General features: G+C 32.3%; 27 protein-coding genes and 2 pseudogenes. 12 read left to right on the top strand and 17 right to left on the bottom strand.

The features are described 5' to 3' along the window. Positions 1 to 10: 10 nt before the first annotated feature. From B3578_RS11200 to B3578_RS11190, 3 genes are all read right to left on the bottom strand, one after another. The gene (locus B3578_RS11200) at positions 11 to 781 is read right to left on the bottom strand and encodes an alpha/beta fold hydrolase (RefSeq protein WP_221854348.1); all 771 of its coding nucleotides are present in this window, start codon (positions 779 to 781) and stop codon (positions 11 to 13) included. 91 nt (positions 782 to 872) lie between these two features. Further along, a complete protein-coding gene (gmk, locus tag B3578_RS11195; protein WP_221854349.1) occupies positions 873 to 1,439 on the bottom strand; it encodes a guanylate kinase in 567 nt (188 codons plus the stop codon). Beyond that, a complete protein-coding gene (locus B3578_RS11190; protein ID WP_236688172.1) occupies positions 1,439 to 2,299 on the bottom strand; it encodes a YicC/YloC family endoribonuclease in 861 nt (286 codons plus the stop codon). The genes gmk and B3578_RS11190 overlap by 1 nt, the downstream gene beginning before the upstream one ends. Positions 2,300 to 2,448: 149 nt before the next feature. Between B3578_RS11190 and B3578_RS11185 the strand changes: the two genes are divergently transcribed. After that, a complete protein-coding gene (locus tag B3578_RS11185; RefSeq protein ID WP_219033615.1) occupies positions 2,449 to 3,759 on the top strand; it encodes a DUF4026 domain-containing protein in 1,311 nt (436 codons plus the stop codon). On the opposite strand, the gene hutI is transcribed toward B3578_RS11185, so the two are convergent. The 5 genes and pseudogenes from hutI to hemH form a co-directional block, all read right to left on the bottom strand. Beyond that, complete coding sequence (hutI, locus tag B3578_RS11180; protein ID WP_219033614.1) at positions 3,749 to 4,978, bottom strand: imidazolonepropionase; 1,230 nt, start codon at positions 4,976 to 4,978, stop codon at positions 3,749 to 3,751. The two genes, B3578_RS11185 and hutI, sit on opposite strands and share 11 nt — an antisense overlap. Before the next feature lie 211 nt (positions 4,979 to 5,189). Next, positions 5,190 to 5,420: pseudogene (locus tag B3578_RS14345) on the bottom strand (GNAT family N-acetyltransferase); the annotation flags it as partial. Positions 5,421 to 5,911: 491 nt separating this feature from the next. Next, positions 5,912 to 6,964 (bottom strand): DUF3078 domain-containing protein, encoded by a 1,053-nt coding sequence (locus B3578_RS11170; protein WP_286494669.1) that lies wholly within the window; start codon positions 6,962 to 6,964, stop codon positions 5,912 to 5,914. A gap of 25 nt (positions 6,965 to 6,989) precedes the next feature. After that, on the bottom strand, positions 6,990 to 8,090 hold the full coding sequence (locus B3578_RS11165; RefSeq protein WP_286494668.1) for a DUF3078 domain-containing protein: 1,101 nt from the start codon (positions 8,088 to 8,090) through the stop codon (positions 6,990 to 6,992). A gap of 81 nt (positions 8,091 to 8,171) precedes the next feature. Further along, positions 8,172 to 9,155: a ferrochelatase gene (hemH, locus tag B3578_RS11160; protein ID WP_286494667.1), complete on the bottom strand. Its 984-nt coding sequence runs from the start codon at positions 9,153 to 9,155 to the stop codon at positions 8,172 to 8,174. A gap of 108 nt (positions 9,156 to 9,263) precedes the next feature. On the opposite strand from hemH, the gene ruvB reads away from it, so the two are divergent. From ruvB to B3578_RS11130, 6 genes are all read left to right on the top strand, one after another. Continuing rightward, positions 9,264 to 10,301 (top strand): Holliday junction branch migration DNA helicase RuvB, encoded by a 1,038-nt coding sequence (gene ruvB, locus B3578_RS11155; RefSeq protein ID WP_038332085.1) that lies wholly within the window; start codon positions 9,264 to 9,266, stop codon positions 10,299 to 10,301. Between the two features lie 200 nt (positions 10,302 to 10,501). Then, positions 10,502 to 11,449, top strand: coding sequence for a tRNA epoxyqueuosine(34) reductase QueG (gene queG, locus B3578_RS11150; RefSeq protein ID WP_286494666.1), 948 nt, complete (start codon positions 10,502 to 10,504; stop codon positions 11,447 to 11,449). A 60-nt stretch (positions 11,450 to 11,509) separates the two neighbouring features. Further along, positions 11,510 to 12,190 (top strand): hypothetical protein, encoded by a 681-nt coding sequence (locus B3578_RS11145; protein ID WP_286494665.1) that lies wholly within the window; start codon positions 11,510 to 11,512, stop codon positions 12,188 to 12,190. 46 nt (positions 12,191 to 12,236) lie between these two features. After that, the gene (locus tag B3578_RS11140; RefSeq protein WP_038332094.1) at positions 12,237 to 12,551 is read left to right on the top strand and encodes a hypothetical protein; all 315 of its coding nucleotides are present in this window, start codon (positions 12,237 to 12,239) and stop codon (positions 12,549 to 12,551) included. A 52-nt stretch (positions 12,552 to 12,603) separates the two neighbouring features. After that, positions 12,604 to 13,098, top strand: coding sequence for a hypothetical protein (locus B3578_RS11135; protein WP_038332097.1), 495 nt, complete (start codon positions 12,604 to 12,606; stop codon positions 13,096 to 13,098). A 29-nt stretch (positions 13,099 to 13,127) separates the two neighbouring features. Then, the gene (locus B3578_RS11130; RefSeq protein ID WP_052217554.1) at positions 13,128 to 13,646 is read left to right on the top strand and encodes a hypothetical protein; all 519 of its coding nucleotides are present in this window, start codon (positions 13,128 to 13,130) and stop codon (positions 13,644 to 13,646) included. 52 nt (positions 13,647 to 13,698) lie between these two features. Here the strand turns inward: B3578_RS11130 and B3578_RS11125 are convergent, their stop codons facing one another. The 3 genes and pseudogenes from B3578_RS11125 to B3578_RS11115 form a co-directional block, all read right to left on the bottom strand. After that, a complete protein-coding gene (locus B3578_RS11125; RefSeq protein WP_286494800.1) occupies positions 13,699 to 13,986 on the bottom strand; it encodes a T9SS type A sorting domain-containing protein in 288 nt (95 codons plus the stop codon). A gap of 24 nt (positions 13,987 to 14,010) precedes the next feature. After that, positions 14,011 to 14,754: pseudogene (locus B3578_RS11120) on the bottom strand (endonuclease); the annotation flags it as partial. A gap of 81 nt (positions 14,755 to 14,835) precedes the next feature. After that, on the bottom strand, positions 14,836 to 15,714 hold the full coding sequence (locus B3578_RS11115; protein ID WP_125348767.1) for a helix-turn-helix domain-containing protein: 879 nt from the start codon (positions 15,712 to 15,714) through the stop codon (positions 14,836 to 14,838). Between the two features lie 196 nt (positions 15,715 to 15,910). Here B3578_RS11115 and hemA point away from each other — a divergent pair, with 196 nt between their 5' ends. Genes hemA through hemE form a run of 4 tightly spaced genes read left to right on the top strand, consistent with a single transcriptional unit; the run spans position 15,911 to position 19,784 of the window. Then, positions 15,911 to 17,158 (top strand): glutamyl-tRNA reductase, encoded by a 1,248-nt coding sequence (gene hemA, locus B3578_RS11110; RefSeq protein ID WP_219033603.1) that lies wholly within the window; start codon positions 15,911 to 15,913, stop codon positions 17,156 to 17,158. A gap of 7 nt (positions 17,159 to 17,165) precedes the next feature. Beyond that, positions 17,166 to 18,092 (top strand): hydroxymethylbilane synthase, encoded by a 927-nt coding sequence (gene hemC, locus B3578_RS11105; protein ID WP_221854357.1) that lies wholly within the window; start codon positions 17,166 to 17,168, stop codon positions 18,090 to 18,092. Continuing rightward, the gene (locus B3578_RS11100; RefSeq protein WP_181816324.1) at positions 18,092 to 18,769 is read left to right on the top strand and encodes a uroporphyrinogen-III synthase; all 678 of its coding nucleotides are present in this window, start codon (positions 18,092 to 18,094) and stop codon (positions 18,767 to 18,769) included. Before hemC ends, B3578_RS11100 begins: the two co-directional genes overlap by 1 nt. Further along, the gene (hemE, locus tag B3578_RS11095) at positions 18,756 to 19,784 is read left to right on the top strand and encodes a uroporphyrinogen decarboxylase (protein WP_219033601.1); all 1,029 of its coding nucleotides are present in this window, start codon (positions 18,756 to 18,758) and stop codon (positions 19,782 to 19,784) included. The genes B3578_RS11100 and hemE overlap by 14 nt, the downstream gene beginning before the upstream one ends. 43 nt (positions 19,785 to 19,827) lie before the next feature. On the opposite strand, the gene B3578_RS11090 is transcribed toward hemE, so the two are convergent. Beyond that, positions 19,828 to 20,454, bottom strand: coding sequence for a hypothetical protein (locus tag B3578_RS11090; RefSeq protein WP_286494663.1), 627 nt, complete (start codon positions 20,452 to 20,454; stop codon positions 19,828 to 19,830). Positions 20,455 to 20,605: 151 nt separating this feature from the next. On the opposite strand from B3578_RS11090, the gene B3578_RS11085 reads away from it, so the two are divergent. After that, positions 20,606 to 21,385, top strand: a complete 780-nt coding sequence (locus B3578_RS11085) for a superoxide dismutase (RefSeq protein ID WP_286494662.1) — start codon at positions 20,606 to 20,608, stop codon at positions 21,383 to 21,385. A 69-nt stretch (positions 21,386 to 21,454) separates the two neighbouring features. Here the strand turns inward: B3578_RS11085 and B3578_RS11080 are convergent, their stop codons facing one another. The 5 genes from B3578_RS11080 to rplM all read right to left on the bottom strand — a co-directional run bounded on the left by B3578_RS11080 (position 21,455) and on the right by rplM (position 24,569). Next, the gene (locus B3578_RS11080) at positions 21,455 to 21,778 is read right to left on the bottom strand and encodes a T9SS type A sorting domain-containing protein (protein WP_115001418.1); all 324 of its coding nucleotides are present in this window, start codon (positions 21,776 to 21,778) and stop codon (positions 21,455 to 21,457) included. Positions 21,779 to 21,907: 129 nt separating this feature from the next. Then, a complete protein-coding gene (gene tsf, locus B3578_RS11075; RefSeq protein WP_219033598.1) occupies positions 21,908 to 22,732 on the bottom strand; it encodes a translation elongation factor Ts in 825 nt (274 codons plus the stop codon). 114 nt (positions 22,733 to 22,846) lie between these two features. Next, positions 22,847 to 23,593 carry a 30S ribosomal protein S2 gene (gene rpsB, locus B3578_RS11070; protein WP_038334479.1) on the bottom strand — a complete coding sequence of 249 codons (747 nt, stop codon included), beginning with the start codon at positions 23,591 to 23,593 and terminating at the stop codon, positions 22,847 to 22,849. A 124-nt stretch (positions 23,594 to 23,717) separates the two neighbouring features. Beyond that, positions 23,718 to 24,104 carry a 30S ribosomal protein S9 gene (gene rpsI, locus B3578_RS11065; RefSeq protein ID WP_038334481.1) on the bottom strand — a complete coding sequence of 129 codons (387 nt, stop codon included), beginning with the start codon at positions 24,102 to 24,104 and terminating at the stop codon, positions 23,718 to 23,720. Positions 24,105 to 24,113: 9 nt separating this feature from the next. After that, entirely contained in the window at positions 24,114 to 24,569 is a 456-nt protein-coding gene (rplM, locus tag B3578_RS11060) for a 50S ribosomal protein L13 (RefSeq protein ID WP_038334665.1), read from the bottom strand. Positions 24,570 to 24,620 lie beyond the last annotated feature (51 nt).

Below are 24,620 nucleotides of genomic sequence, written 5' to 3'. Positions count from 1 at the left end.
TATTGATTCGTTATAACGAATCAATAAACTCAACTGTTTTTGCCAAAGTCGGCGTCCTATTCTCTTTGTAAGGTGTATGTTTTGCATCAGGAACAAGATAACTTTCTTTTCTTCCTTTTACATTGTTGATAATTCCATTTACTTGCTCAATCGAACCATATTCATCATCAATTCCTTGAATAACCAAAGTTGGACATTCGATGTTTTGCAATTCTTTTCGAATATCAAAATCAATAAAATCTGGGCGTAACCAAGTTTCTGTCCACATCTCAAAAACTTTCTGCGTTTTATCGCCATGATATTTTGTCAAACGTTCTTTCAAATTAGTTTCTGCATATGCAATTTTTGCATCTCTGATTCCTTGTAAAGAAATTTCTTCTACAATAATGTGCGAACCAACTACAACAATTCCTTTTAAATTTTGATGATATTTCGAAGCATAAAGTAACGCAATCGATCCGCCATCGCTATGTCCAAATAAAATAATGTCTTTGAAGTTGAAATATTGAACCAAATCATTTAGAAAATCTGCTTCATCATGCATGTAAGTCAATTCGCGACGATCAATGGTAAAAGGCGACGATTTTCCATAACCTTTTCTATCGTAGATGAATAAATTACAATTTGTTTTTTCGGCAACTTCTTTTGGGAAATCTCTCCAAAGTTGGGTGCAACCTAAGGAATCGTGTAAAAAAATAAGTGTTGGATTTTCTGGATTTATTTCGTGGTGAACATAATGAATATTGGCGTTGTTGATTTCTAAACTATTTTCTATTTCCATTTTATGTAGTGATTTTTTCGAAAGCTAAAGATAACAAAAATGCCTCGATTTTATTTATTCGAGGCATTTATATCATGATGATTAAAAATTATTATTTAATAAAATCTGTAATAATTTCTAAGGTTTTTGCTTTTGCAGTTTCTAAATCGTCGTTCAATAAAATGATATCAAACTCTTTAGCTTTTTCCATTTCAATTCCTGCTTTATCAATACGTTGTTTCAATTTATCTTCGCTTTCTGTGTTGCGAGAAATTAAACGTTCTTTCAATATTTCCAAAGATGGAGGATTTACAAATACTGTTAAACATTGATCTCCGTACAATTTTTTGATATTCAATGCACCAATAACATCAATATCAAAAATTACAGAATTTCCTTCAGATGTAATGCGATCAACTTCCGATTTTAAAGTTCCGTAAAAATTATCGCGGTAAACTTCTTCGTGCTCTACGAATTCGTCGTTTGCAATTTTTGCCTTAAATTCTTCTGGTGTTAAGAAATAATAGTCTTCTCCGTGAGTTTCACCTTCGCGTTTATCTCTAGTTGTACAAGAAATAGAAAATTTGATATTCTCCAATTGTTCTAAAGCGTAACGAACCAAAGTTGTTTTTCCTGCGCCTGATGGAGCCGAAAAGACGATTAATTTTCCTTTTTTCATTATAAAATGTTTAACGATTGTTCTTTAATTTTTTCTAATTCATCTTTCATCTGAACAACAATTTTTTGCATTTCAGAATGATTTGATTTAGAACCTAATGTATTGATTTCACGACCAATTTCTTGCGAAATAAATCCTAGTTTTTTTCCATTTGATTCAGTTCCAGCTAATTCTTTTAAGAAATATTCGCAATGGTTTTTTAGACGAACTTTTTCTTCTGTGATATCAAATTTCTCCAAATAGAAAATTAATTCTTGTTCGAAACGATTTTGATCAACATCAACTTTTAATTCTTCTAAACGTTTATTGAAACGTTCTTTTATAGTTTCAATTCGTTCTTTTTCAAAAGGGACAACTTGTGTTAAAAGCTCAAGAATGTTATTCAAGTTTAAAGTCAAATATTTCTCTAAAACTTTTCCTTCATCTAATCTAAATTGATTTAATGCGTCGATCGCATCAATAATTGTTGCGCGAATTTGATTCCATTCGTCTTCACTCAAATCGTCTTGCGTGTACGAAATAACGTCTGGAAGGCGCATTACTACAGGCAATAATTCACCATCAGTCACATTTGGTGTGATTGATTTAAATTCTGCCATATAACTTTTGATTAATTCAGCATTTATATTTTGATTTCTTGCAGCAGGATTTAACTCTACTAACATCGAAAAATCAACTTTTCCACGTTGAACTTTTTCTGAAATAAGGTTTCTGATTTCTAATTCTTTTTCACGATAAAAAGAAGGAATTCTCGTGTTTAAATCTAGTGTTTTACTGTTTAAAGAACGGATTTCTATCGTTACTTTTTTCTCAGGTAATTCCAATACGGATTTACCGTAACCTGTCATAGATGCTATCATAATTGTAAAATTATGCGAACAAAATTACAATAAATTAACGTAATGCGAACTGAATTATCATCTTTAATCATTTTAAAGTTTAACATTTTGCTAAAATTTTGATGAACTTAAAACATTTATCTTTAACAAAAAACAAACTAAAAATAACTATGACAAATCAAGAATTGTACAAAGGAATTGCAGAGGATGGATTGAGTTTACCTTCTACAATGGGAATTTTTCCTTCGTCGAAAGATTTTGTATTTTCAAGAGAATCAATTGAAAAAAGTCTAAAATCAACCGATTATTTTCAATTAATCAATTTTGATCTTATCGAGATTGATAAAGACGAAAATGGAGCTGTAAAGCAAGAATATCAACTTGTAGTGTCTTATTTGGAGGAAGAATTTGATGTGAATTTGTATGTTGTGGATGCGAGAAGTAACGATTATTCTGAATTTGGTTTTGGAAATATGATTTCGGACGAAGAAATGGAAATTGCAACGCAACAAGATTTTTATTTGGAATCTGTGATGTATTTTGGAAATGATGCATTGGATAGTTTTCATTTGCAATTAAAAATTATGCAAGCAATTGTTGAAAACCCGTCTATTGTTGTCGATTTTATGCCTTATCGTTTGCTTTCTGGTAAATGGGCTAAAGTGACAGCAGAGTCAGAAATTCCGCCTGCGCCTTCGTATTTATATGTGATTCATGGCGTTTATGATGAGGATGAAAATGGCGATCGCGTGTATTGGATGCATACGCATGGTTTGCATCGTTGCGGTTCTGTGGAGTTGGAGATGTTGAACATCAAAGATGGAGTAGAGCAGATGAATTCGGCTTTGGATATGATTGTAAATGCGTTTATCAAACCAGATTTTCGTTCGCCAGAAAATGAAGAATTTAATATTGGTTATGATGGTTTGGATATTACATTTTGTTGGAAACGTTGGGAAGATGTGGTGAAAGATTATCCTGCTAAAATTCCTGGAGGTTACAATGAACGTCAGCCAGAAAACGAAAATTATGAACCTTGTGGCGTTTTGTTAGCGGTGCAAGAAGGACATACATTGACACCAGAAGTTTATGCGGCGACAATTGCAGATAATCCGATTTTCTTTATCAGCGATCAGGAAACGGAACGAATGTCAGCCTTGGCTTATCAACGTTTTGAATTGTATAAAAAAGCATTTAACACATATTTTAATCCAGAAGCAGATGAAGAAAATTATTATCGATTTTTAATTAAATTAGGATTTGATGTCGATCATGAAATGAATAAGGAACACATTTGGTTTGATGTGTACGGAATCAATGAGAACAACGAAATTTTTGGCGTTTGTTTGAATCGTCCTTATGCTGTAGAAGGTTTGAATGAAGGAGATGAAGGTCTTTATCCGCAAGAAATGATTACCGATTGGTTAATTTACACGCCGACAAACACCATCACTCCTGATAATATTTACACTATTGATTAATCAAAGCACCATTTTTCCATACATTTGTTGGTTGTAATTGTCCTTGATAATAGATAATATTACGATAATCGAAGGTAGAGAAGCTGATAAAATCGGCTTTTTTACCTTTTTCTATTGTTCCACGATCAGCTAAATTTAAAGCCTTTGCAGCACGAAAAGTAATTGCAGCTAAAACTTCTGCCATTGATAATTTCTCAAAAGTAGCCAAAACAGAAGCTTGTGTAAGAAGATTTCCCATTGGAGCTGAGCCAGGATTCCAATCCGAAGCAATCGAAACGCAACAACCAGCATCTAACAATTTTCGAGCAGGTGCATATTGCATTCCCAAACCGATAGAAGCGCCAGGTAAAACAGTTGCAACAACATCAGAATTGGCAAGTTTTTTCACTTCTTCTTCTCCTGAAAATTCTAAATGATCTGCACTCAAAGCATCGAATTTTGTAGCTAAATAACTTCCTCCAGCTGTAAATTGATCAGCGTGAATCGTAATATCAAAACCTTGATTTTTTGCTTCGTTTAAGAAATAATCGCCTTCCTCAACAGAGAAAGCAGATTGTTCCACAAAAATATCGATACGATTTGCTAAATCATCAGATTTTAATTTAGGAAAAACTTCTTTCACCAAAAGTTCTAAATATTCTTTGTTCGAACCTTCAAAATCTTTTGGTTTCATATGCGCACCTAAAAAAGTAGGAATCAAATCAATCTCACTTTCTTGATTCGCCATATTTATCGCTTCTAACATTTTAATTTCACCCTCAACAGAGAGAGCATAACCAGATTTTACTTCAGCAGTTGTGATTCCTTGTTTAGCTAATTGGGCAATATGTTTTAGCGTAATATCTTTCAGTTCGTCAACTGTTTTCTTACGTGTTTCTGTCACAGTAGACCAAATTCCACCACCACTTTCGGCAATTTCTAAATAGGTTTTTCCGTCCAAACGCATGGCGAAATCTTTGGCACGATTTCCTCCAAAACAAACGTGTGTATGCGAATCTACAAATCCAGGAAGAAGAATTTGTTCCGTTTCGATATGTTCAATTTCGATAGTTGGATGTTGTTGAGAAAGCGTTTCGAAATTTCCTATTTCTACAATTGTTTCATCATCAATAATAATTCCTCCATCTTCGAGAACTTCGACTTGGTTTTCGTGAATAGCACCTTTTAAAGGTAAATTGGCAAGTGTTATAATTTGTCTGAAAGGACCGATTAATTTCATTTTTGTTGTTTTATAACACAAGTTTACGAAATTTAAGGGAGAATTTGTAGATAAGCTGAACTTGTTATCAAATAAGATATGATTCTAAAATGAGTTTGCAATGACTTAATTTTTATCGTAAGTCAGTCGATAAAATAGCGTAGCCATAATTATCTGCCCAACCAGATTTTAGAGGAAGAAGCTTTCTGGTATGTGCTTCTCGAATCATTCCAACTTTTTCAAGAACTTTGTAAGAACCAATATTTTCAATTGCGCATCCAGCTTCGATTCTATGAAGATTTAACGTATTGAATCCAAAAGAAATAATTTCTCTTAAAGCTTCTGTTGCAATTCCTTTGTTCCAAAAATCTGGATGAAGTTTAAACCAAACTTCTGCATTCTTGTATTTAGCCCTACCTAAATTTAAAGAAATTAATCCATCAAATTGATTGTCATTTTCGATAACAAAAGTATAAGCTTGTGGTTGTTCTCCTTGATTAGATTTTACTAAATCTTTTACATGAAGAATTGTAACCTCTATATTTTCTGGAATTCCTACGTGTTGTATTAATCAACTTCTTCGATAGAATATAATTGATGAATTGTTTCAGTATCATCAAGTGTGACTGGTCTCAAAGTTAAACGTTCAGTTTTAAGAATTACATTTATATAAATTACTTTTTCTTCAAATAAGTTGGGTCGTTGGGATATTTAATTACCTTGAGTAATGTAATAATTGTAAAAATAACGAAGATTAATATCACGATTGCGCTAAGAATGATGCGGTTATTTTGTTCGTTGTTGAACCCAAGGTAAAGCTCGAAAGCTGCCCAAACAATTATTAAAATTTGTGGTAAAAGTGCGCCGAAAATATTTTTTGTCATTTTATTCTTCTATTGAGTTATAAAAATAAGAAAAATAAAAAACCTGCTTATTAAAAGCAGGTTAAAAATATTATTGAGTGACTAATTTTGTTTCATTAAGAATTGGTTCTCTTTTTAGAATATTTGTTGCTACTTCTACAGTTTCTTCTTTTTCTTCGAAAATTGGTGCTTCTTGCATAAATGCAATTGCTGGAGCTTCTTCTATTTTTGGTGGCGTGTTATCAAATTTGTAATTAAATCCAATTCCAAGTGTTTGTTTAATCTGTGTTTTTTTGATTTGATCTTCATCATACAATAGGTTGACACTTACTTGTGCCGAAACAAACTTGTTCACTTTCATATCCAAAATTCCTTGATAAGCAACGTCCATATTTCCGAAATTTTTCAGGTAATCTGCATAGATTCCGACACGGTTATCATAAGAAATTCCTTCCATAATTTGTAGTTTATATCGCGCACCTAAATATGCACCGAATTCAAATAAAGTATTGTCTCCATCATTTTTAAGTCCAAAATTTCCTTTTTTCTGTAAATCTTTGTCTAAGACAAAGGTCATTCTTGGTGTAAATGGGTGAATATTAATTTGAAAATTTTCGCTTGGTTTGTAATCAATACCCAATCCTAAACTTAAATAACCTGGAGCCATCAAGGCTGAAATCTTCGTTTTTGGATCTCTTGAATAATCAAAACCATCTGTAAATTGTGTGCGAAAATTCATAGAGGAAGCTAAATACCAATGATTTCCGATGCTGTAACCATAAGAAGAAGTTAAGTCGATAACATCATTTGTTTTGCGAGAACTTTCGCCTTTGTTAGTCTGGATTCCGTATCCTAAAACAACACGATTATCCCAAATATGTTTCTCTTTTGTCAAGTTAAATTCGTAATCTAAACTTCCGTTCAGCGCAAACGAATTTACACCTCCCGCAACCCAATTACTGAATGCACTTTGAGAAAATAAAAGTGAATTATTTCCCGAAACGAACCATCCTGGTTGACGGCCATCAAATTTTTGATCTTTTAAATAACGCTTGCTATCAGTAGCTACTTTACCATCTTTTACTGTTTGCGCAAAAGTTGTAGCACTTCCTAAAATTGCTAATACAAATAAAAATTTTTTCATGTAGATTTGATTGATTTATATTAACTTACTCCAAAAATATGGATTCTGATTTAATATATGTTGATTTTTCGTCAATTGTATTTTTATCAAAAACTTGATCATAGTTTTGTTTATCCAGTTTTATTCTAGGTAATTTGACTGGGGAAATGCCAGATGTATCGAAATATGGGAGAATTTCCTTCTTTCTACGTTTCTTCTTATCTTTTTTCTTAGTACTGTCTATTTTATATGTTAAGCCAATTCCGAGGGCTTGTTTAAATTGTGTTTGAGTAACTTGATCTTCATCATAAATCAAATTGATGGTTAATTGTGTGGACATAAAATTATTAATTTTCATGTCTAATAATCCAGCATATACAATATCGAGGTTATAAAATTTGTTCGAATAATTAGAGAAAATTCCAATATTATTATCGTAAGTTACGTTATCAAAAAGTTTCATTTTGTATCGACCACCTAAATATGCTCCAACTTCAAAAAGAAACGTATCTCCATCGTTTCGTAAACCATAAGTTCCTTTCTTTTGCAAATCTTTGTCTGCTACAATTGTTGTTCTTGATGTTAAAGGTTGAAAACTGACAGAAAAATTAGAATTTGGCGTATAATTCGCACCGACCCCAATTGTTACATATGCAGGCGCAAATAAGTTTGATAGTTTTGTTTTTGGAGTTGTTCCGTAATTGTAACCTGTAGAAAACTGTGAACGAATATTAAGTGATGAGGTTAGGTACCACTTTTCTTTTATCAAATATCCATAAGAAGTTGTGATATTTAGATTGTCAGCAGTTTTACGCGTTCCATTGGTTTTATTGTCTAAAAAACCATATTCAAAAATAAAACGATTGTCCCAAAAGTGTTTCTTTTTTCGGAAATTAAATTCGTAATCAGCTTTAGCATTTAGTGAAACCGAATTTTCACCACCTGCCATCCAATTGGAAAAGGTATTTTGATTAACGGTTAAAGTATTTGCACCATAAATTTCCCAACCCGATTTTCGTCCTGTAGTATCCACTTTGGATTTCAGATATTTTCGACCATCAATAATTAGATTTCCACTAGTATCTAAAAATTGAGCCGAACTAAAAAGTGATAGGACTAAAAATATAATTGAGAAAATTAGTCTCATTTTAAAAAAAATATCTTTGTTTAAAATTGAAAAATTCCAAACAAAGATATCTAATTTATTTTGTAAGGCTAAAAACCTTTCTTAATTATTTTGCCAACCTTTCAACCATTTCACTAATGTATCCACCCAATCTTGACGATCATTCAAACAAGGGATGTATGTAAATTGCTTACCACCAGCTTTTAAGAATTCTTCTTGTCCTTCCATCGAAATTTCTTCCAAAGTCTCCAAACAATCCGAAACAAAGGCAGGGGTGCAAACCGCTAAATTCTTAACGCCTTGTGCAGGAAATTCTTCTAACATGTGGTCTGTATAAGGTTTAATCCAAGGGTCACGACCTAAACGAGACTGAAAAGAAGTGGTATATTTATCTTCTGGTAATTGCAAGTATTCGGTTACCAAACGTGTTGTTTCAAAACATTGATTACGATAAGTTTCAATAGGTAATTTGCTCGCTTTTGCAGCACGAAGTGCTTTATTATCGTGACGTTCTGGAATTCCGTGATAAGAAAACAATAATTTATCAAAATTCTCAGGTAATTTTTCTTTGATAGAATCTCCTAAAACCTTGATATAATCTGGATGATTGTAAAAAGCTTTCAAGAAATTAATCTTAGTGTCTTTGTAACTTTTTTTCTGAATTTCAAGCACTTTATCCGCAACAGTTTCTGTAGAAGACATTGTGTATTGAGGGTATAAAGGAACAACCAAAATGTCGCGAACACCTTTGTCATAAAGCTCTTGTAAACCAGCTTCTATCGAAGGGTTTTTGTAACGCATTGCCAAAACAACTGGAATATCCATTTGTTTTTGTATCATATCTCTCAAAATTTTAGAGTAAACAATTAAAGGAGAACCTTCTTTTGTCCAAATTTTTCGGTAAGCTTCAGCAGATTTTTCGGGTCTTTTTGGTAAAATAAATAATTCAACAATAGTTTTACGAATAATCCAAGGAGAATCCAAAACTTTCTTATCCATTAAAAATTCGCGTAAATAAGTTCTTACGTCTTCAACATTGGTAGAATCGGGCGAACCTAAATTCACTAATAATATTCCTTTGCTCATAATTCTTTTTATCTAAAAAAATATTGCGTTCTTTGTAGTTGTAAAAGTACGGAGGATAATTTAATTTGTCCTTCGTAATATCATCATTATAATTTATATCATCATTTTATGTCAGATTTATTAAATCCTGATAAAGAATTTTATCCAGATGACGATCTAAATCACGAAAATACTGTTCGTCCGCAAAGTTTTGATGATTTTGCTGGACAAGCGCATATTCTAGAGAATTTAGAAGTTTTCGTAAAAGCGTCTAAACTTCGTGGCGAAGCATTAGATCACGTTTTGTTGCACGGACCTCCAGGTTTGGGAAAAACGACATTAGCAAATATTATTGCGAATGAATTAGGTGTAGGAATCAAAATTACATCTGGACCAGTTCTCGATAAACCGAGTGATTTAGCTGGTTTATTGACGAATTTGGAAGAAAATGATGTGCTTTTTATTGATGAAATCCATCGTATGTCTCCCGTTATCGAAGAATATTTGTATTCGGCAATGGAAGATTTTAAGATTGATATTATGATCGAATCTGGACCAAATGCACGTTCGGTTCAAATTGGTTTGAATCCTTTTACATTAATTGGTGCAACAACGCGTTCTGGTTTATTAACTGCGCCGCTTCGTGCTCGTTTTGGAATTAATTTCCGTTTCGAATATTATAATGTTGAATTATTAAGTACGATTGTTGAGCGATCTTCTCGTATTTTAGACACACCAATTGACGAAAGAGCGGCGATAGAAATTGCAGGTCGTAGTCGTGGAACTCCTCGTATAGCAAATGCTTTATTGAGAAGGACTCGAGATTTTGCACAAATTAAAGGAAATGGAAAAATTGATTTATCAATTGCTGAATTTTCTTTAAAAGCTCTAAAAGTTGATGATAATGGTTTAGATGAAATGGATAACAGAATTTTATCAACAATTATTGAAAAATTTAAAGGTGGACCAGTCGGAATTACAACTTTAGCAACAGCAGTTGGAGAAAATGGTGGAACATTAGAAGAAGTTTATGAACCGTATCTCATTCAAGAAGGTTATTTGATGCGTACTGCTCGTGGACGTGTGGCAACAGAAAAAGCTTTCAAACATATTGGTGTAAAATATCGTGGAGAAAATTCACCTCAAACCGATTTGTTTGATTTGTAATTTTGTTCTAAGTCATTCTGAGCTTGTCGAAGAATCTTAACGATTTTCTTACTCTAATAAATCGAAAATGGCTCACACGACATATTATTCTTGCGTTAGGAGGAATCTAAGATTCTTCATTTCACTCACGTTTCATTCAGAATGATAAAATTTAATCTCGTCGATATAATAATTATAAATTCATAATTACGAATTAACTAATGCTCCTTCAAACAGAAGAACATATCAAAATAAAATGGTCCCATCGAATCAAAGAAAAAGCTGAAGCATTGGGATTTATTTCGTGTGGTATTGCCAAAGCAGATTTTTTGGAAGAGGAAGCTCCACGTTTAGAGTCTTGGTTAAAGAATAATTATCATGGAGAAATGCAGTATATGGAAAATCATTTCGATATGCGACTGGATCCTCGAATTTTGGTCGAAGGAGCAAAATCTGTGATTTCGTTGGCGTATAATTATTACCAAGATTTAGATCGAAATCCTAATTCTTACAAAGTTGCGATGTATGCGCAAGGCGAAGATTATCATTTTGTCGTGAAGGAAAAAGTGCGCGAGTTGTTAGATTTTATTCAAGAAGAAATAGGGGAGGTGAGCGGAAGAGCTTTTACCGATTCAGCACCAATTCTGGAACATGCATGGGCGAAAAAAGCTGGAATTGGTTGGGTTGGAAAAAATTCGTTGACGTTATCTAAACAAAAAGGTTCGTTTTTCTTTTTATCCGAATTAATTATTGATTTGGATTTAGCTTATGATTCTCCAATTGAAACTGATCATTGTGGAAAATGTACGCGTTGTATTGATGCTTGCCCAACTGAGGCAATCTTACCCAATAAAACAGTGAACGGAAGTCAGTGTATTTCGTATTTTACAATTGAATTGAAAGATCAAATTCCGACCGAAATGAAAGGAAAATTTGATGATTGGATTTTTGGTTGTGATCTTTGCCAAGAAGTTTGTCCATGGAATCGTTTTTCGTTGCCAACGAAAGAAACTCGTTTTGTTGGTCATAAGAAAATTAATCAATTCTCGAAGAAAGATTGGGAAGAAATTACAGAGGATGTTTTTCGAGAAATTTTTAAGAAATCACCTGTAAAACGTACAAAATTTGATGGTTTGAAAAGAAATATCGATTTTGTAAAATCACTATAATTCGTGAAAATTTTTGGTTTAGATTTTGTTAGCTTTACTTCAAGAAAATCGAATCAAAAAATGAAAAAAAGTTTATTCATTCTTACTACTTTTTTAGGCTATTTTGTGCAAGCTCAATTTGGGATTGTGCAAGATAAAGATGGTTTTGCAAATGTGAGAGATGATAAAAATATTTCGTCTAAAATTGTTGCTAAAGTCAATTCAAATTCAATTTATCCAATTGATTCTGATGAAGAAAACTCGAAATGGTATTTAGTTGAATATCAGCCTGAAAAAGCTGGTTTTGTTTACTATGATCGAATCAAAAAGTTAGAAGATTTTGAAACTATTTCACCAACTTCAGTCAATGATTCTAAAATAGAATTTTCGGTTGCTGATTATACCATTCAGCTCGAAACGCAAGAATTTAATTCGAAAAAACATAAAATTTTCAAGGAAAGTGATTTTGTTTATGCGATTGATGAAAAAGATTTTCTTGGTTCGGATGGAATGATTCCTCAAACAGAATTCAAATCGTTTAAAATATCATTCAAAGGAAAAGAAATTATCATTCCAAAAGAATATTTTATCAATTTATATAATGCGAATTTATCAGCAACAAAACTTACTTACAATAAAGAGTTAAATCAATATTATTTGTTCGGTACATATAGCGATGGAGCTGGTGTTTATGATGCACTTTGGGTTTTGGATAATGGAAAAATTGTAAAACATATTGCTCAAATTAATGCTTATGCTTAGTCGATTTTTTTCAATTTTAGGGTGCTTCTTGCTATTCACTTCGATAATGTTTGCTCAAAAAGTAACGACTTCCAAATTTGGAGATATTTCGTACGAAATGAAGCAAAAACAAGTTGCAGCTTTAACACCAAATCAATTAGCTCTTTATGATGTAAATAATGCAGAAATGCCTGAACAGGACATTGAGTTGAATGGAATTAAATATCATATTTCGTACTATAAAAATTTGAAAACAAAACAATTCGAAGTATGTATGGTTTCGTCTGTCAGCTCTAAACTTTTGACTTTATCAGGAATAAAAGTTGGAAGTTCGTTGGACGATTTATGGAAAGCGTACAAAAAATATGATATTTCGGTGTAAGATATTTTTGAAGATGATGAGACAGAATCGGGATATTTAAACAATAAAATTTATGAGGATTAAAATAACTTTATTAGGATTTTTCTTGCTTTCGGTTGTTGGATTTGGTCAGATTTCTACAACACGAATGAATGAACTGAAAATTGGTATGCGTCCGTTCGAAGTGTTGAAATTGTTAGGTGAAGAAATTGCTGCAATTGTTGATGAAGGAGAAACGAATGTCACCCTAAAAGGGATTGATTATACAATCGAAATAAGAAGTGGTTATTTGAGTAAAACAGAAAATGACACCTATTTAAGTTCTATTTCTACAACAAGTAAAAATATCAAAACTTTGTCTGGAATTGGAATTGGTAGTACGTTGGAGGATTTGTGGAAAGCTTATTCGTCAAAATATAATGTGTTTTTGGATAAATCGAATAATAATAACAGAGAATTTAGAATTGATGATAGAGAAAATGGTGTTATATTGACTTTTTCTTTGAAAAATGAAATTGTAACAACAATAAGATTGAGTTCTTATAACCCAGAAGAATGTACACTTTAAAATAATGATTAAAACCTAAATACATAAAAATGAAAAAAATATTTTTTATAGCTGCTTTTGTAGCTGGAATAGCTTTGCAAGCGCAAGTTTCTACAACTCGTATTAATGACGTAAAACTTGGAATGAAATTGTCTGAATTAGAAAAATTAACTGGACAAAAATTCAAAATAAAATTGAATGAATATGGTTATCCTGATGGTGATGTAACAATTGTCTCTAAAGGAGTAACATATAAAGTTGGATTGACAACAAATGGTGAGGAGACAGCAGGTTCTTCTACTTTAACTGTATATAGTGTAAAGTCTTCGGATTCTAGTCTTAAAACATTATCTGGAATTAAAATTGGCTCATCTTTGGATGAGTTAATTAATAAATATAAAAATCTGAATATTTCTATTTTCGATGGTTATGATGATAAAACGGATAAAAGAACAAAAGCTTTTCGTTATTTTAATGTTGAAGATTATGATAATGGATCGATTCTACAATTTTATTTAGTGAATGATAAAGTAGTTTCTTTCGATGTAATGTATAATGAAGGTTGTTAAAATGAATAAACAAAAAATTCCAACTCTTAGAGTTGGAATTTTTTGTTTAAAATTATTTTTTAATCACTTTTTTTGTGACGATGTTTCCATCTTTTAGGTGAATAGATAAAATATACATTCCAGCTGGATAATTTTTCAAATTAACTTCCGAACCTAATTCAATTCCAAGTAAACGACCGTTAAAATCATATAAATTCACATAATCAAAATTCTTAGCATTAATCTTTACTTTGTCTGTTGTTGGATTAGGAAAAACTTCTACAAGCGTTTGTTGATAATTGTAATCGTTCGCAGATAATTCAGTCCAAGTATTTTCGGCTTTATCTCCTCCCCAAATCAACGTTGCTAAATACGGATTATCAATAAATGGATTTCGACTTCCTTGTGTTTCGGCAATAATTTCGTTTCGGACTTTCTCAAATTCAGATACTTTATCCTATACATTCCATTTCAAAAACATATCTGGCATTCCATCATTATTGGTTGTTGTCGTATTGTTATACGCAACCAATTGTGGATCGGTTTCCATACCATAATGTACATACATATACATAATAATTCGCGCGACATCTCCCGTCCATTCATCACCAGGATAAAAACCTCCATTGATTAATTTGGCTTGTCCTGTCACATCTTGTGCCCATTTTTCGCGATAAGCATTGTTACGTCTAGTCGAATTTATTTGTCTATCAACTGCGCGTAAATTATGAGCATCTGTTCCAGTTCCAGGACGATCAGTATCAAGTTTAGGAACTGCTAAAGATTTTGGGAAAACATGTTCGCGTTCCCATTTTCCGATTGTACTTCCACTTGAAGAGTTGTTTTTGTTGTTTATATCACGCGTGCGCTGTTCTGCATAAACAGTAGAATTATCTGTGAAACCATAAATCAATAAAACGCGACCTTTTGAATCTAAATCCAAGTCAGATTTATCTAAAATATTCCAAACTCCAGGCGTATAGCTAACTGCATGATGTGTAGCATTGATTAAATCGTGTAATTCTTCCTTTATAGTTTTTCCATTTTGATTAAAATCAATCCCTTCATAATAGTCGGGTTGTTGCGCAAAAGCGGCAAAAGGAAATAAAAGAAGCAAAAATTTTTGCATAACTATTTATAAATATTTAACAAAAGTAAGTATTTATAAGTAGTTAATAAATGATATTAAGATTAACAATTCTTAAAGTTTTTACTGAAATTGTTTAATGTATTGTTTAGGAGTTAAGCCATATTTCTTCTTAAATGCTGATATAAAATGAGATGGGTTTTCGTAACCAATTTCAAACGAAATATCTTTTACCATTTGTTGATTTTCTTCTAATTTATGCAATGCATATTCCAGTTTTTTATCCAACAAATAACCATAAACAGTTGTTCCGTATAGTTCCTTGAAACCTTCTTTCAGATGATATTCCGAGATCGAAAATTTTTCGCAAAGTTGTTTGATTGTTGGCGGATTTTTAAAATCAGCTAATAAATAATCTTTGATTTCTTTGATTCGTTTTCCTTCATTTTCATCATTTAAGAAAGGACAATGTTCGGTTTGACTTTCAATTTCAGAAAAATAAAGGGTGAATAATTCGTACATTTTTCCAATCAAAAATAAATTTTGAAATTGCGGAGAAAGTTTCATTTGTTCAATTTGATTCAAAACTAATTTTATTGAAGGTCCAATTTCTCGTTCAATATAAAATTTTTCTTGCGTCATACTCGAAATCAAATTATTCTGAATTTGATATTCTGCAAACAATTGATGTAATTTCTGAATAGACAAAACCACAATATAAACCTTGCTTTCGGCATTTATATTCAACGATAATGGAATGTCCAATGTCGGATAATAGAACAAAAAGCTTTTTCCTTCGTTCAAATTGATTTTATAAATACCATTATTAAAATTAAATGTCAACGAACCTTTTGTACAAAAATAGAATTGTATATAACGCTTGTCAATTCCTTTCAGAATCGTGTCTGTAGAAGCTGTAAAGTTGTCTATTTGAGCGATAAATACGTCTGTTGACAATTTATACTCGTTAATTTTACTTTTATGGGTATTTTTTAATTCCATTTTGAATAATGAGGTTTGTCATATAAAAAACGTGATAATTGTCAACTTCGCTCTTTATAATGGTTTACATACAAATATAAACCTTTAATTTATAATTATTCTAAAAAAGCAAACTTTAATTTTTAGCGTTATTTTTTCTTTTTAAAGTTATTTTTCGAAGACTTTTGAAACTACTTTTGTATCAGTATTTGAAGAAATGGCAATTAGAGGTAATAAAACGGAAGAAAATTTTTACGTAATCGGAATCAGTTATGAAAAAGCTGACGCCATTACACGTGGTAAATTTACATTTTTCCCGGAACAAGTTGAAACGTTTACGCAAGATTCTAAAACGAATGGATTAGAAAACTTTTTTATTGTATCAACTTGTAATCGTACTGAATTTTATGGTTTTGCAGAAAACGAAGATCAAATCGTTGAGCAATATTGTAAATACACAGAAGGTAATGCAGATGAATTCCGTCAATTTATGATGGTAAAAGAAGGAGAAGAAGCGATTACACATTTATTCCGTGTTTCGTCGGGATTAGAAAGTCAGATTTTAGGTGATTTTGATATCATCGGACAAATCAAAATTTGGTTTTCTCGTTTCAAAAAACAAGGTGCATCAAATGCTTTTTTAGAGCGTTTGGTAAATACTGCGATTCAAATTAGTAAAAAAGTGAAGAACGAAACTTTCTTAAGTAACGGTTCTGCTTCGGTTGCATATTCAGCGGTTAATTTTATTCAAGCAACGCAAGGAAACTTAGTTGACAAAAATATTTTGTTGTACGGAATTGGTAAAATTGGTCGTAATACGTGTGCTAATTTGGTCAAACATTATCCAAATACAAACATTACGCTAATCAATCGTACAAAAGAAAAGGCAGAAATTCTTGGACTGAAATACGATATTACCGTAAAAGATCACAGCGAATTAAAAGAAGAATTACAAAAAACAGATATTCTAATTGTTGCAACGGGAGCAAGTAATTACACGATTACAGAAGAAATGATTCCGTTCGATAAGGAAATGACGATTATTGATATGTCAGTTCCAGAAAATGTAATTCATACATTGGCTGCTCGCGAATCTATTCAATTGGTAAATGTAGATGGATTATCTAAAATGGTAGACGATACAATTGCGCAACGTCGCAATGCAATTCCAGAAGCATTGGCAATTATAGAGGAGCATTCTACAGAGTTTTACGAATGGTTAGAAACCAGAGAATTGGTTCCAGCTATTCAATCTTTCAAAGATAGATTAGACTTTTTTCAGAGTTTTGCTTTAAATAACTTGAAAAAAGACAATGTAAATATCGACGAAAATGAAACGATTTTAACTGAAAAAGTAATTCAGAAAATTACAAATCAGTTTGCTTCTTATTTGATCGAAAATAAAGAAAACGCAGACGAAACAATTCAGTTAATCGAAAAAATGTTTCATTTAAAACAAGCTTAATACAATCATGAAAACAATAAAAATTGGTACACGTCAAAGTCCGTTAGCGCTTTGGCAAGCCAATAAAGTTGCTTCTATTCTTGAGGCAAAAGGTCATCCAACAGAAATCGTTCCGATTACTTCTGAAGGCGATGCAAATCTAAAACAACCCATTTATTCATTAGGTTTAACAGGTGTTTTTACGCGTTCATTGGACATTGCTTTGTTGAATGATCAAGTAGATATTGCGGTTCATTCGTTGAAAGATGTGCCAACTGTTTTACCAGAAAAATTAGAGTTGATTGCATATCCAGAACGCGCAAGTTCTGCGGATATTTTGGTGTACAAATCGGAAGATATTTTCGAGAAAAAACATCGTGTTATCGCTACTGGATCTTTGCGTCGTAAAGCATTTTGGAATCATAAATATCCAAATGATACGATTGTAGATTTACGTGGAAATGTGCAATTACGTCTGAAAAAGTTGCAAGATAATGCAGATTGGGACGGAGCTGTTTTTGCTTTTGCAGGTTTGGATCGTTCAGAAATTTTAGATGAATTGGCAGAAAAAGGTCTTCATTATAAAGTGATTGATTGGATGATTGCTGCACCATCACAAGGAATTTTAGGAATTGTAGCCAAAGAAGGTTTGGATTTGAGTGATATTAATAATCCTCAATGTGAACTTTTTGCAACGGTAGAACGTCAATTTTTGAATGTTTTAGAAGGTGGTTGTACAGCGCCAATTGGAGCATTAGTTGAGAAAATTGATGAAGAAAATTACTCCTTCAAAGGAGCAATTTTAACCATTGATGGACAAGAAATGATTTCAATCGAAAGACAATTCAAAGCAGATGAATATTTGACGAAAGGTCGCGAATTTGCTGAAGAATGTATTGCACAAGGTGCAGCAAAAATGATTGAACAAATAAAAAAAGAAATCGGAACGAAATAGTGCGAACGAAGGTTTTATTCACGAAGTTAATTTCTTCTGAATTGCTTGAAAAAGAATTTGGAACTGATGTTGAGGTGGTTTGTAAACCAACTTTACAAATCGATTTGACTTCGAAAAATGAAATTTATGCACAGATTGATGAATCCGTTCATCAGTTTATCGTGACGAGTCAAAATACTGTAAATGCCATTCAAGATTTGGAATTGAATGGTCATTTTTTTGTTGTTGGAAAAAAAACGGCAGAAAAACTAAAAGCGCAAAACAGAGATGTTGTGTTGGTTGAAGATTATGCAGAAGATTTAGCTTCGAAATTAATTTCAGGAAATTATTCTCCGAAATGGAATTTCTTATGTGGTTCTTCCCGTCGAGATTTGTTGGTGAATGAATTATCAAAAGCAAATCACGAAGTCAATCAAATTATAACATATCAATCAGGGCAAATTGTTTATCAATTAAATGAAACATTTGATGTGTATGCTTTTTTTAGTCCGTTGTCATTCAAAGCGTTTCATCAACAAAATGAAATTTCAGAAAGTTCGCGTATTTTTACAATCGGAAATACAACAACTTCTGCGATAGAAGAAGTTTATCCAAATCATGAAATTATAACTGCGCAAACACCATTGGTGGAAGTAGTTATTGAAAATATAAAAAAATACATCAATGATAAAAAATGATTTGCTTTTAAAAGCATTGAGAGGTGAGGAGGTAGAGCGTCCGCCAGTGTGGATGATGCGTCAAGCAGGACGTTATTTACCAGAGTTTATCGAATTGAGAGATAAATATGATTTCTTTACACGTTGTCAAACGCCAGAGTTAGCGGCTGAAATTACAGTTCAACCAATTCGTCGTTTTCCGTTAGATGCAGCAATTATCTTTTCAGATATTTTGGTTGTGCCACAAGCAATGGGAATGAATTTCGAGATGAAACCTGGTGTTGGTCCTTGGTTAGAGAATCCTATTCGTACAGCTCAAGATGTAGAAAAAGTTTATATTCCTGATGTTGAAGAAGAGTTAGGATACGTTTATGCAGCGATGGATATTACAAAGAAAGAGTTGGACAATAAAATTCCGTTGATTGGTTTTGCAGGTTCGCCTTGGACATTGTTGTGTTATGCAGTGGAAGGTCGTGGTTCTAAATCTTTTGATCAAGCGAAAGGTTTTTGTTTCCAAAATCCAGTTGCAGCACACCAATTATTAGAAAAAATTACACAAACAACGATTCAATATTTGTTGAAAAAAGTGGAACATGGTGCAAATGTGATTCAGATTTTTGATTCTTGGGGTGGAATGTTATCGCCAAAAGATTATGATGAATTTTCTTGGAAATACATCGAGCAAATTGTAAACGAAGTTTCTAAAGTAGTTCCTGTAACTGTTTTTGCAAAAGGTTGTTGGTTTGCTTTAGAGAAAATGGCAGATTCTAAAGCATCTGCTTTGGGTGTTGATTGGACGATTACGCCACAATTAGCGCGTGAGTTTACAGGTTTCAAAAAGACGTTACAAGGTAACTTTGATCCTTCTCGTTTGTTATCGCCACCAGAAACTATTCAGCAAATGGTAAAAGAAATGATTGACGATTTTGGTCCGTATAAATATATTGCCAATTTAGGTCACGGAATTTTACCAAATATTCCAGTTGAAAATGCACAAGCTTTTATAGAAGCTGTTGTAGATTATAAAAGAGATTAAGAAACTCTATATAACAAGAAAACCTTCCGAATGGAAGGTTTTTTTATTTTATGGTCTTTTTTGCTTCGGTCCAATAATTGATTTGATTAAAAATAAATAATGAAATAGTAATCATATCAGATACAATTTCTACTTTTTCTTGATGTGAATAATTTTCGAAATTACCTATCTCTACACGAAATTTTACATTTTCAATATTAGGAAAGGTTTTTATTCTTTCTAAATGTTCGTTACTAAAATGAATAAAGCCACAGTATTTTTTGTATAAAATTTTTATTTCTGGAAATTTTTTTGAAATTTGTTCAACTAAATAAGCATCATTGAAATTCTTTTTTAAAATGCTATCGCGGAATTTTCTGATTTCTTTTCCGTCTAATATATAATCAATATAACTATCGTCTTTAGCAACTAGGATAGAATTATATCTAATTAGATTATCCATTTGTATTCTAATTAGATGAGTTGCAGAGTAAAAATTATTTTCTTGAAATAATAATCTAAAACCTTCATTAATTGACATAGCTCTATTTAAAATACTAAGAGCAATAAAATCAACTTTCATAGCTTTATATTTAAAAATTTCTTTAGCCAAATTTTTATAATCTTCAGTTAATAAATATAATTTATCAACTAGATCATTTAATTCTTCTTTATTAATTTCAATATCCATGAATCAAATATACAAACAAATTACCTTTATTGATTTAGATGATAATCTCCATTTTAACAGAAAATTAAAAGAAATCAATTTTATATTCGATAGTTTTAGTATATTTTAGTAGAAATATTAATATCATAAGTAAACTACATAAAAGAATAAGATGAAAAAGGGTATATTTTTGATGTCAGTTTTGGGTGTTCTTTTCTTTGTTCAGTCATGCGAAACGAAGAAAGAAAATGCTGACTCAACAACTAAAGAAGTTGTAAAACAAGATACAGTGCAAGCTGTTGCAGAGCCTGTTGGAAATCCTACAGATGTTAAAGCTGACCCAGGAACTTTCCAAATTAAACCTTTGAAATATGGTTACGATGAATTGAACGAATACATTGATGCAAAAACAATGGAAGTTCATTTCTCTAAACATTATTTAGGATACATCAACAAATTGAATACAGCGCTAAAAGAAGCAAATATCAAATCGAATGATATTGTAGATATTTTGAAAAAAATGGATATGAATAATGCTGCTTTACGCAACAATGCTGGTGGATATTACAATCACATGCTATATTTTGATATTATGTCTCCAACGCCACAGAAAGCCCCTACAGGAGATCTTAAAGCGAAGATTGAAGCAACATTTGGTTCTACAGAAGAATTAATCAAACAATTGGACGAAGCGGGTTCTAAACGTTTTGGTTCTGGTTGGGCTTGGTTGGTTGTGAAAGCGGACGGAAGTTTGGCGGTTACAAGTACAGCAAATCAAGATAATCCATTGATGCCAGGAGCAGAGATCGCAGGAACGCCAATTTTAGGAATTGATGTTTGGGAACATGCTTACTATTTAAAATACCAAAACAAACGCGATGATTATTTGAAAGCGTTTAACAATGTTTTGGATTGGAAACAAGTTGAAGAAAATTATAAGAAAGCAAAATAGTCTTTCTAATTACAAACAAAAAAGCTTCTCAAATTTTGAGAAGCTTTTTTGTTTTATATATGAATAATCTTAATTCTTAATCAAGGATTGTGTTTCTGTTGTTCCATCTTCATTAAAAACGCGAACAATGTATTTTCCTTTTTTCAAACTTTGTACGTTAAAGTTTGCTTTTTGGCTTCCGTCTAATTTTTTATTCATCACTTCATTTCCAATAATCGAATATATCGACACCGAACTTGCCTTTGATGGATTGTCAAATTTTATTGTAAATGTAGAACTCGCAGGATTTGGATAAATACTAACAGAGCCTTTATCCTGATCAAATCTCGACTGAGCTGAAGCAGATGTTATGGTGAATAAAAATATAGTTATAAATAGTATAAAGTGTTTCATATGCTTGTAATCCTAACAAATATAAAAATAAATAATTATAAAACAAACATTTCAAAATATATACCAAACAAAAAAGTGATGCTAAAATTTAGCATCACTTTAAGATATATAATAAAAATTATAAACTTATTATAAGCTGTAACGGATAAATCCAGTTACTTTCAAGTCAGCGTTAACAGCTTTAACGATATCTTGAACAGAAGTTTTTCCGTCTTTGATTGACGCTTGGTGAACTAATGTATTCTCTTTGAAGAATTTTTGTAATTTACCTTGAGCGATGTTTTCAATCATGTTTTCTGGTTTACCTTCTGCAACTAAAGTTTCTCTAGCGATAGATAATTCAGTGTCAATTACAGATTGAGCAACAGAAGTTTCATCTAATGCTACTGGGTTCATAGCAGCAACTTGCATAGCAACGTCACGAGCTACTTCAGAAGCACCTTCTACGTTAGCAGATAAAGAAACTACAGCACCAATTTTGTTACCAGCGTGGATGTAAGAATTAACGATAGCACCTTCGATAGCTTGGAAAGTACCAATTTCGATTTTTTCTCCAATAACACCTGTTTGCTCAGTTAATTTTTCACCAACTGTAATTCCTGCGAATGGTAAAGCTAATAATTCTTCTTTAGAGTTAACTGTCAAAGCTAAATCAGCGATTTCGTTAGCCATAGCAACGAAAGCTTCATTTTTAGCAACGAAGTCAGTCTCACAGTTCAAAGCGATAACGATACCTTTAGTTTGGTCAGCGTTAACTTTAGCGATAACTGCACCTTCTGTAGAATCACGGTCAGCTCTTTTAGCAGCTACTTTTTGTCCTTGTTTACGTAAAACTTCTACAGCTTTATCGAAATCTCCACCAGCTTCTTCTAAAGCTTTTTTAGAATCCATCATTCCCGCACCAGTTGCGTTTCTTAATTTACTTACCTCAGCGGCTGTTGCTTTGTAGCTCATAGTAATATTTTTATTTTGTTTCTTAATATTTTAAATAAAAGTAGCTCGTACACCACAAAGTGGTGTAGGAGCTACAAGGTATATTATATCGATGAATTGATCATCAAGTTAATGTTAAGCTTCTTTTGTTTCAGCTCCTTCTTCTTTACCTTCTTTTGCTTTTTCTTTTTCTGCTTTACGTGTAGATAAACCAGCTTTGATAGAATCAGCTACTGTAGATAAGATGATATCGATAGATTTAGAAGCATCATCATTTGCAGGGATTGGGAAATCTACTTGACGAGGGTCAGTATTTGTATCAACCATTGCAAAGATTGGAATACCCAATTTTTGAGCTTCTGCTACAGCTATGTGCTCACGTACGATATCTACAATAAATACTGCAGATGGTAAACGTGTCATATCAGCGATAGAACCTAAGTTTTTCTCTAAAGATGCTCTTTGACGATCAACTTGTAATCTTTCTTTTTTAGATAGTGTTTCAAACGTACCGTCTTTTTTCATACGATCGATTGAATTCATTTTTTTAACTGCTTTACGGATAGTAACAAAGTTAGTTAACATCCCACCAGGCCAACGTTCTGTAATATAAGGCATGTTGATTTCTTCAGCATGCTTAGCTACAACATCTTTTGCTTGTTTTTTAGTTGCAACAAAAAGAACTTTACGTCCAGATGCAGCAATTTTTCCTAAAGCTTCAGATGCTTCATCTAATTTCACTGCAGTTTTGTGAAGATCGATGATGTGGATTCCGTTTTTCTCCATAAAAATATAAGGAGCCATAGCCGGATTCCATTTTCTTGTTAAGTGACCAAAGTGCACACCAGCACCTAATAAGTCCTTTACATTTACTTTTGCCATTTTCTTTTTTTTAGTTTACGTTCCGTTATCTCAACAAGCAACAAACAAGTGGTCGAAGAATTCTAGCCTTATTTGTTTAGATGCTAAACCAACGGAAAATGGATTTTTTAATGAATTGAATAAATTAACGTTTAGAGAATTGGAATTTCTTACGCGCTTTCTTTTGACCGAATTTTTTACGTTCAACCATACGTGGGTCACGTGTTAATAACCCTTCTGGTTTTAATTGTAAACGAAAATCTGCGTCAACTTCACATAAAGCTCTAGAAATAGCTAAACGAATTGCTTCAGCTTGACCAGTGATTCCACCACCAAATACTTTGATATCTACATTGTATTTCTCTTTTGTACCAGTGATTAAAAATGGTTGTTCTACTTTGTATTGTAATACTGCTGTAGGGAAGTAGATTGCTAACTCGCGCCCGTTAATGAAGATTTCTCCATTACCTTCTTGTAAGTATACACGAGCAACAGATGTTTTTCTACGTCCGATTTTATGAACTATTGCCATGGAATTAGATTATAAATATTCGTTAATATCGATTTGTTTTGGTTGTTGAGCTTCGTGATTGTGCTCAGTACCAACAAATACATGTAAATTAGTCAATAATTTACTACCTAATTTATTTTTAGGTAACATTCCTTTTACTGACTTTTCGATTAAGCGTACAGGATCTTTTGCAAAAACTTCTTTCGCAGTTAATGATCTTTGTCCACCTGGGTAACCTGTGTGACGGATGTATAATTTGTCATCCCATTTGTTACCTGTTAATTGAATTTTGTCAGCGTTTAAAACAATTACATAATCTCCACAATCTGCATGAGGAGTGAAGTTTGTTTTGTGCTTACCTCTGATAAGCTTCGCAACACCTGACGCTAAACGACCTAATGATAAGTCAGAAGCGTCCACAACTACCCATTCTTTCTGAGCAGTTTCTTTGTTGGCTGATGAAGTTTTGTAACTTAACGTGTCCACTATCTTGATTTTTAATATTTTATAAATTACCGACAATCCGATCGGGGTGCA

The sequence above is a fragment of the Empedobacter sp. UBA1574 genome (assembly GCF_002322895.1).
GTDB lineage: Bacteria > Bacteroidota > Bacteroidia > Flavobacteriales > Weeksellaceae > Empedobacter > Empedobacter falsenii_B.
The sequence above is the reverse complement of the archived record's forward strand: the minus strand, read 5'-3'. Positions and strand labels throughout refer to the sequence as shown.